The organism is uncultured Flavobacterium sp., from assembly GCF_963975005.1.
In the GTDB taxonomy this organism is placed as follows: domain Bacteria; phylum Bacteroidota; class Bacteroidia; order Flavobacteriales; family Flavobacteriaceae; genus Flavobacterium.
The window spans coordinates 1-7,381 of sequence record NZ_CAXBFR010000133.1 but is presented as its reverse complement, the minus strand read 5'-3'; the positions used below and the strand labels follow the sequence as shown (position 1 = coordinate 7,381).

7 protein-coding genes are annotated in these 7,381 nt (G+C 30.4%); all 7 read left to right on the top strand.

The genetic code is table 11. From position 1 onward, the window contains the following. Positions 1–1,126: dihydrolipoamide acetyltransferase family protein (locus AACZ53_RS12780; RefSeq protein WP_339839139.1), on the top strand; the 1,126-nt coding region annotated here is incomplete at its 5' end. Positions 1,127–1,260: 134 nt separating this feature from the next. Next, on the top strand, positions 1,261–1,644 hold the full coding sequence (locus tag AACZ53_RS12775) for a DoxX family protein (RefSeq protein WP_339839136.1): 384 nt from the start codon (positions 1,261–1,263) through the stop codon (positions 1,642–1,644). 91 nt (positions 1,645–1,735) lie between these two features. Further along, entirely contained in the window at positions 1,736–2,722 is a 987-nt protein-coding gene (locus AACZ53_RS12770) for a M20/M25/M40 family metallo-hydrolase (protein WP_339839133.1), read from the top strand. Continuing rightward, on the top strand, positions 2,712–3,395 hold the full coding sequence (locus AACZ53_RS12765; RefSeq protein ID WP_339839130.1) for an SDR family oxidoreductase: 684 nt from the start codon (positions 2,712–2,714) through the stop codon (positions 3,393–3,395). The genes AACZ53_RS12770 and AACZ53_RS12765 overlap by 11 nt, the downstream gene beginning before the upstream one ends. Positions 3,396–3,470: 75 nt before the next feature. After that, on the top strand, positions 3,471–4,073 hold the full coding sequence (locus AACZ53_RS12760; RefSeq protein WP_339839127.1) for a SprT-like domain-containing protein: 603 nt from the start codon (positions 3,471–3,473) through the stop codon (positions 4,071–4,073). Positions 4,074–4,188: 115 nt separating this feature from the next. Next, positions 4,189–5,241 carry a mannose-1-phosphate guanylyltransferase gene (locus tag AACZ53_RS12755; RefSeq protein ID WP_339839125.1) on the top strand — a complete coding sequence of 351 codons (1,053 nt, stop codon included), beginning with the start codon at positions 4,189–4,191 and terminating at the stop codon, positions 5,239–5,241. A 41-nt stretch (positions 5,242–5,282) separates the two neighbouring features. Next, positions 5,283–7,381, top strand: a 2,099-nt coding sequence (locus AACZ53_RS12750; RefSeq protein ID WP_339839123.1) for a hypothetical protein, incomplete at its 3' end; no start/stop codon positions are given.

Sequence of the window (7,381 nt, the reverse complement as noted above, 5' to 3'; positions counted from 1 at the left end):
TGAATCTTTTAATGAAGGAACCTTATTATATATTGGAATTCAAGAAGGAGAAACTGCTCCAGTAGATAGCGTTTTAGCAATCATTGGACCTGCGGGAACAGATGTTTCAGGAATTGCAGAAAATTTTTCAAATGATTCTGAGACCAAAGAAGATGTAAAAGAAGATAAAAAGGAAACAAAAACCGAGAATTCTGCATCTCATTCTACACCAACAAACAATGCTGGCGGAAGAATTTTCGCTTCGCCATTAGCCAAACAAATAGCAAAGGAAAAGGGTATTGATTTAAATCAAATTAATGGTTCTGGTGAAAACGGAAGAATAGTAAAATCTGATATTGAAAATTATACTCCAAATACAAATACAAATACAAGTTCAGCAGAAGCAACAGTTGCTCAAGCTAAAGAAGCAGTTGCAAATGTTCAGCCATTTGTTCCAGCTGGAGAAAAACTAGTTACTACGAGTGCGAATTCTCAAATGAGAAAGACTATCGCTCGTCGTTTGGGAGAGTCTAAATTTACTGCACCACATTATTATTTAACTATTGAGTTAGATATGGATAATGCGATTGCTTCAAGAACTACTATTAATTCGTTGCCTGATACTAAAGTTTCATTCAATGATTTAATCGTTAAAGCTTGTGCAATGGCTTTGAAAAAACATCCTCAAGTAAATTCACAATGGACAGAAAAAGAAACTATATTAAATCATCATGTTAATATTGGAGTTGCTGTTGCTGTAGAAGACGGTTTATTAGTGCCAGTTTTACCATTCACAGATCAAATGAGTTTGACTCAAATTTCTTCAAGTGTTAAAGACTTAGCAGGAAAAGCTAAAGCTAAAAAATTATCACCTGCAGAAATGGAAGGAAGTACGTTTACAATTTCTAATTTAGGAGCTTACGGTATTATTGAATTTACTTCAATTATAAACCAACCAAACTCAGCAATTTTATCTATTGGAGCAATTGTTGAAAAACCAGTTGTTAAAAACAGTCAAATTGTTGTTGGAAATGTAATGAAAGTAACACTTGCTTGCGACCACAGAACAGTTGATGGTGCAACAGGAGCTTTATTCTTGCAAACTTTAAAAAGTTATTTAGAAAATCCAGTTACAATGTTAGCTTAAACTTCTATTTATATATAATAAGAAAGTCTCGATTTTATCGGGACTTTTTTTATGAAACTAATTCAAATTTTGTTGTCTGACTAACAGTTGAGTAAATTTGAGTAGTGTACTTTTGAATAAATAAATTTTGAGTTATGTATAAAAAAATATTCATTTGGGTTTTACGTTTGGTAGTAGCAATAATTTTATTGCAAACGTTATTTTTTAAATTCACAGCTGCACCAGAAAGTGTTTATATATTTTCAACTTTAGGTATAGAACCTTATGGAAGAATTGGTTCTGGTATAGTTGAATTAATTGCTTCTGTCTTAATTTTAATTCCAAGAACAACTTTATTGGGAGCAATTCTAGGATTAGGAACTATGGCTGGTGCTATTTTATCGCATTTGACCAAATTAGGTATAGAAGTCAACAATGATGGAGGAATATTATTCTTACTGGCAAACATTACTTTTGTTTGTTGTGCAATGCTAATATTTATAAATAAAGAAAAAATTCCAGCGCTATTAAAGTTTTAAATATAAATTGTTGATATATTTTGTAATAAAGAATAACATAAATGTCCGGATTTCCTCCGGATTTTTTTATTTTTACTAAAACTTACATAAAATGAGAAAATTATATTTTTTTGCTTCAGTATTATTAATTGCATGTGGTTCACAAAAGTTAGCTCCAACAACTAATCCAGTTGTAACAGAGTCAACTTCAGGAATAACCAAAGTTGATTTTGCTAAAGAAGAAAACGTTGCTAAAACCTTAAAATTTTTAGCTTCTGACGATAATGAAGGAAGAGATTCAGGAAGTAAAGGAATTGAAAAAGCCAGCGTTTTTCTAGAAAACATGATGAAAGAAAATGGCATCAAACCTTATTTCAAGACTTATAGAGATACACTTTCAAATTTTGATAAACCAGCTTATAACATTGTTGGATATATTGAAGGAAATGATTCAAAGCTTAAAAATGAATTCGTTATTATTGGAGCTCATTATGATCATATCGGTAAAATTGCTGCTGTAAATGGAGATGACATTGCCAATGGAGCAAACGATAACGCATCGGGTTCGACAGCTGTTACAGAAGTAATGAAGTATTTTGCAAAGAATAAAAAGAACAAGAGAAGTTTAATTTTCGTATTCTTTTCAGCTGAAGAAAAAGGATTGCTAGGCTCAAAACATTTAGCTAAAAAATTAAAAGCAGCCAATTTAGATTTATACATCATGTTTAATTTTGAAATGATTGGAGTTCCAATGCAAAACAAAGATTTTATTCTTTACTTAACTGGTTTTGGAAAAACGAATATGGCTTCAAAAATGAATGAATATGCAGGTGAAAAAGTGATCGGATATGTTCCAGCTGAAACTAAATACCAATTATTTAGAGCTTCGGATAATTATCCTTTCTTTACAGAGTTTGACGTTCCTGCTCAAACGGTTTCAACATTTGATTTTGAAAACTTCGATTTTTATCACAAACCAGATGATGAATTTGAATTAATGGATCCAAAACACATGACCAATGTCGTAAATACAATGATTCCAGTTTTGGAGATAATGATGAACAAACCCACAAAAGAAATTACAATAAATGTCAAATAAAAATATAATAATCACAGGAACTTCAAGAGGAATTGGCTACGAAATGGCTTTGCAATTCGCAAATGAAGGTCATAATGTTTTAGCTTTATCGCGAAAAACTCCTAAAATTTTAATCGAACACAAAAACATAACTTGTTTGTCTGTTGATTTATCTTTAGATTCAGCTATTGGAGAAGTAGAAGATTTCATCAAAAACACGTTCAAGAATGTGGATGTTCTAATTCACAATGCAGGAGCTTTATTACATAAACCATTTGAGCAAATTACTTCAAGTGAATTTGAAAACATCTATAAAGTAAATGTTTTTGCTGTAGCGAGCTTAACTAGAATTTGCGTTCCATTTCTTCAAAAAGGAAGTCATGTTGTAACTATAAGTTCAATGGGAGGAATTCAAGGAAGTATGAAATTTGCAGGTTTAGCGGCTTACAGTTCAAGTAAAGGAGCAGTAATTACTTTGTCAGAATTACTTGCAGAAGAATACAAAGAACAAGGCATTAGTTTTAATGTTTTAGCTTTAGGTTCAGTAAATACAGAAATGTTGCAAGAAGCCTTTCCAGGATATGAAGCACCACTTTCTGCTCAGGAAATGGCAAATTATATTCACGATTTTGCTTTAACCGGAAACAAATATTATAACGGAAAAGTTTTGCAAGTCTCTTCAACAACACCTTAAAAAATAAAATTTCAGAAATAGTAAAATCAATTGCCATTCAACTTTAGCCAACAGCTTATTGCAAAATAAATAAATTTGAGTAACGTTTTAGAAAAATACTTGCCTTCTCACGCAGTCGAACCTTGTTTTGAACTTGTAAAAGCCAATCATGTACATTTAAAAATTGTAAATGAGAGGCAAACTCGTCATGGTGATTATCGAAAAGATGCACAAGGTTTCCATCTGATTACAGTAAATTCTAATTTAAATAAGTATAGATTTCTAATCACATTAATTCATGAAATTGCTCATTTGGTAGCTTTTCAAAAATTTGGAAGAAACATAAAACCACATGGAGTAGAGTGGAAGCATACTTTTCAAAGACTTATGGTTCCTTTTATCCGACCAGAAATATTTCCAAATTCTGTTTTGTCTTTAGTAGCTAGTCATTTTAGAAATCCAACGGCAAGTAGCGATACAGATGCTAGATTAGCATATGCTTTAAAACAGTTTGATGAACGAAAGCCAGATATTTATTTTATACATGAAGTGCCAAGTGGTAGTTTATTTAGAATAAAAAATGGTAGAATTTTTCAAAAAATCGGACTTCGTGTAAAGCGATACGAATGCACAGAAATGAGTTCTGGAAAAGCCTATTTATTCAATGCAAATGCTGAAGTTGAGATAATTCCAGGTTAGTTTGTCTGTAGTAAAAGGTTATACAAAGAAACATCATTTCGTTTAATAGAATAACAGATTAATTTGTATATTTAGCTATTATTTTTGTACTTATAATTACAAAGAAAAAAATAAAATGAATAAAAATTATTACGCAATATTAATGGCTGGTGGAGTTGGTTCACGATTTTGGCCCGTGAGTACGGTAGATTTTCCTAAACAATTTCACGATATGTTAGGAACTGGGGATACTTTAATTCAAAAGACATTTTCTAGATTATCAAAAATAATACCAGTTGAAAATATACTTATTTTAACTAATGAGAAATACAATAACCTGGTTTTAGAACAATTACCAATGGTAAAACAAGAGCAAATTTTGTTAGAGCCAGCTATGCGAAATACTGCTCCTTGTATTTTATATGCTTCTTTAAAAATTCAAAAACAAAATCCAGATGCTGTTATGGTTGTTGCGCCAAGTGACCATTGGATTGAAGATGAAAATGAATTTGCAAACAATTTAAAACAATGTTTTGATTTTTGTGCTTCAGAAAATGCATTGATGACATTAGGAATACAACCAACTTTTCCAAATACAGGTTTCGGTTATATCGAATATGATAAAGCAGATTCAAATTCAGTAAAAATAGTAAATCAATTTAGAGAGAAACCAAATTATGAGACTGCAAAAGCATTTTTAGCTAGTGGAAATTTTCTGTGGAATGGTGGAATTTTTATTTGGAGTGCAAAAGCAATAACTGAAGCATTTTCTGAATTTCAACCTGTAATGAATGCTTTATTTTTATCAGGACTTAATGAATTAAACACATCTACAGAAAGAGATTTTATTAATGAAAATTATGCAAAGGCAGAAAATATTTCAATTGACTATGCAATTTTAGAAAAAGCAAAAAATGTATATGTTTTGCCAGCAACTTTCGATTGGAACGATTTAGGAACTTGGGGCTCATTACATGAAAAACTTGACAAAGACGAAAAAAATAATGCTGTCGTTAACGCAACCGTTATACTAGAAAATGCATCTAACAATATAATAAGAGCATCTAATAAAAAAGTAATTGTAATTGACGGATTAAACGATTATATAATTGTTGATAAGGATGATGTTTTATTGATTTATCCAAAAAGTAAAGAACAAGATATTAAGAAGATTGTTTCTAAGCTATAGTTTTTTATTTTTTAAATTTATTTCAGTACAAAATGCTTTTTATGCGGAAAAAGATACTTTTTACTTTGTTTGTTTTCTTGTTGTTTTTAAATACAAATGCTTTAGCTTTAGACTTAAATGTTACAGCAACAAATGAAACATGTACTGGAAATGGTTCTTTATCATTTTTAATAACAAACGAAGTAACTGGAATACCTGTTTTTTATTCTGTTTATTTATTACCAAATACAACGACTCCTATTGTCACAACTTCAGCTAGTTCTCATGGTGGATTAGTTGCTGGGAATTATTTAGTTATAGCTTCACAAACTGTAAATGGTGTTGAAACTAATGTTTCTGAAAATGCAACAATCACAAATAATATTATTCCATTAACGTTTTCAATTACAGGAACAAATGTAACTTGTGCAAACAATGGTACAATTACAGTTAATGCATCAGCAACTGCTGTTTCATATCAATTATTAGCTGGTCCTATAACAACAGTTGTTCAAACAAGTAATATATTTACAGGTTTAGTTACCGGAATTTATAATATAAGAGTTGTAGATAATTGTGGTGATGGAATAGTTCAGGCTTTTACATTACTTTCTTCAGCGTCATCTCTTCAAATTTTCCCACCTAATTTATTACAAGTTTTAAGCTGTAATTCAATAAGTGTTTCTCATACTATATCACAAGGAACATCTTCTCAGATTGCTTATCCCTTAACTGTACAAACGACAATAAACCCTCCATCGGGTTCGCCAATTACTTCGAGTCAAATAATTACTTCAGGAACATCATTTAATTTGATTATTCCTACTTTAAATAATCAATCATATTCTTATAACATATTAATAACTGATGCTTGCGGAAGTATTTATACACTTAATAATAATAACCTAAGTTATACACCAATTGAAATTTCTGATCCAGCTTTAGAAACTTCTTCAACTGCGAGTTGTACATCAGTAAATGTTTTACATACACTTACTTTAATTGCAAACTATCAGTTTTTATATCCAATAACCCTACAGACTACTATTCATCCTCCAACAGCAGCAAATATTATAGTTAATCAAACAATTACTTCAGGAACAACTATAAATTTAAGTATTCCTATGGAGAATAATATGTCATATATGTATGATTTGTTATTAACGGATGCTTGTGGAAATACGTATGTGCTAAATAACAATGTATTAGCAGTCAGTAGTGATTTTGAAGCTAATATTGGTATTGCTGGTTGCAGTGATAATTTTGTAGAGTTTACGCTGTTAAATTTAATACCACCATATAATCTGAATTTTATTTCAACTCCTTCTGGGTTTAATCCTTTAAATTATAATACAAATTATCCAGGACCATATATTGATGATGTTATTTATTTTGGAGGGTTAAATAATTCTTTGCCAGCTGGAAACTATATTGTTGAAGTTACGGATAGTTGTGGAAATACTCTGCAAGAAATTTTTACTATTAATTCTACACAAATAACAATCGTTGAAGATTTGACTACATCTTCTGGATGTGGAGTCAGTACTGGGTCTGTTACATTGTTTTTTAATCCTTTAAAAGAAATTAATTCTGTAACATTAATAGCTGCTCCATCTAATTATTTGAATCCAATTCCTGAAAATGTTTCTCAGTATATTGGTTTGGATAATATTTTTCTTTTGGAAAACTTACCTATTGGAACGTATACTTTTATTTTAACAGATTTATGTGGAAATTCATATTCACATACTGTTACAATAACTGCCATATCTGGAAACATTGGATTAGGTAATAGGCCAGGTTGTGTATTAGGAGAAACATCAATAGTAATAACTGTTCAGAATTCTCAAATAACATTCATTGAAATTTTAGAAGCACCAACTTCATTTGGTTTTGCTTTACCATATGATATTTCAGTAAATATAGCTACTAATGGGTCGCTTTATATGAATTCTTTGCCTGCAGGACAATACAAGTTTAGAATTGTTGACAATTGTGGTTTTGATAGAATTTATGTAAAAACAATAGAAGGCTTAAATAGCGGAAATACGGTTGTTAATGTTGCAGAAAATTGTGGTTCTTTCAATTTAGAATTAGTACACACAAGCAATGGAAATTATATTACATCCTTTTGGTTGCAAAAATATAATGTTCAAAATAA

Bases quoted from the DNA above. Each gene is read 5' to 3' on its own strand.
- AACZ53_RS12770 (WP_339839133.1), top strand. From the start codon at position 1,736: ATGAGAAAATTATATTTTTTTGCTTCAGTATTATTAATTGCATGTGGT.
- AACZ53_RS12765 (WP_339839130.1), top strand. From the start codon at position 2,712: ATGTCAAATAAAAATATAATAATCACAGGAACTTCAAGAGGAATTGGC.
- AACZ53_RS12755 (WP_339839125.1), top strand. From the start codon at position 4,189: ATGAATAAAAATTATTACGCAATATTAATGGCTGGTGGAGTTGGTTCA.
- AACZ53_RS12775 (WP_339839136.1), top strand. From the start codon at position 1,261: ATGTATAAAAAAATATTCATTTGGGTTTTACGTTTGGTAGTAGCAATA.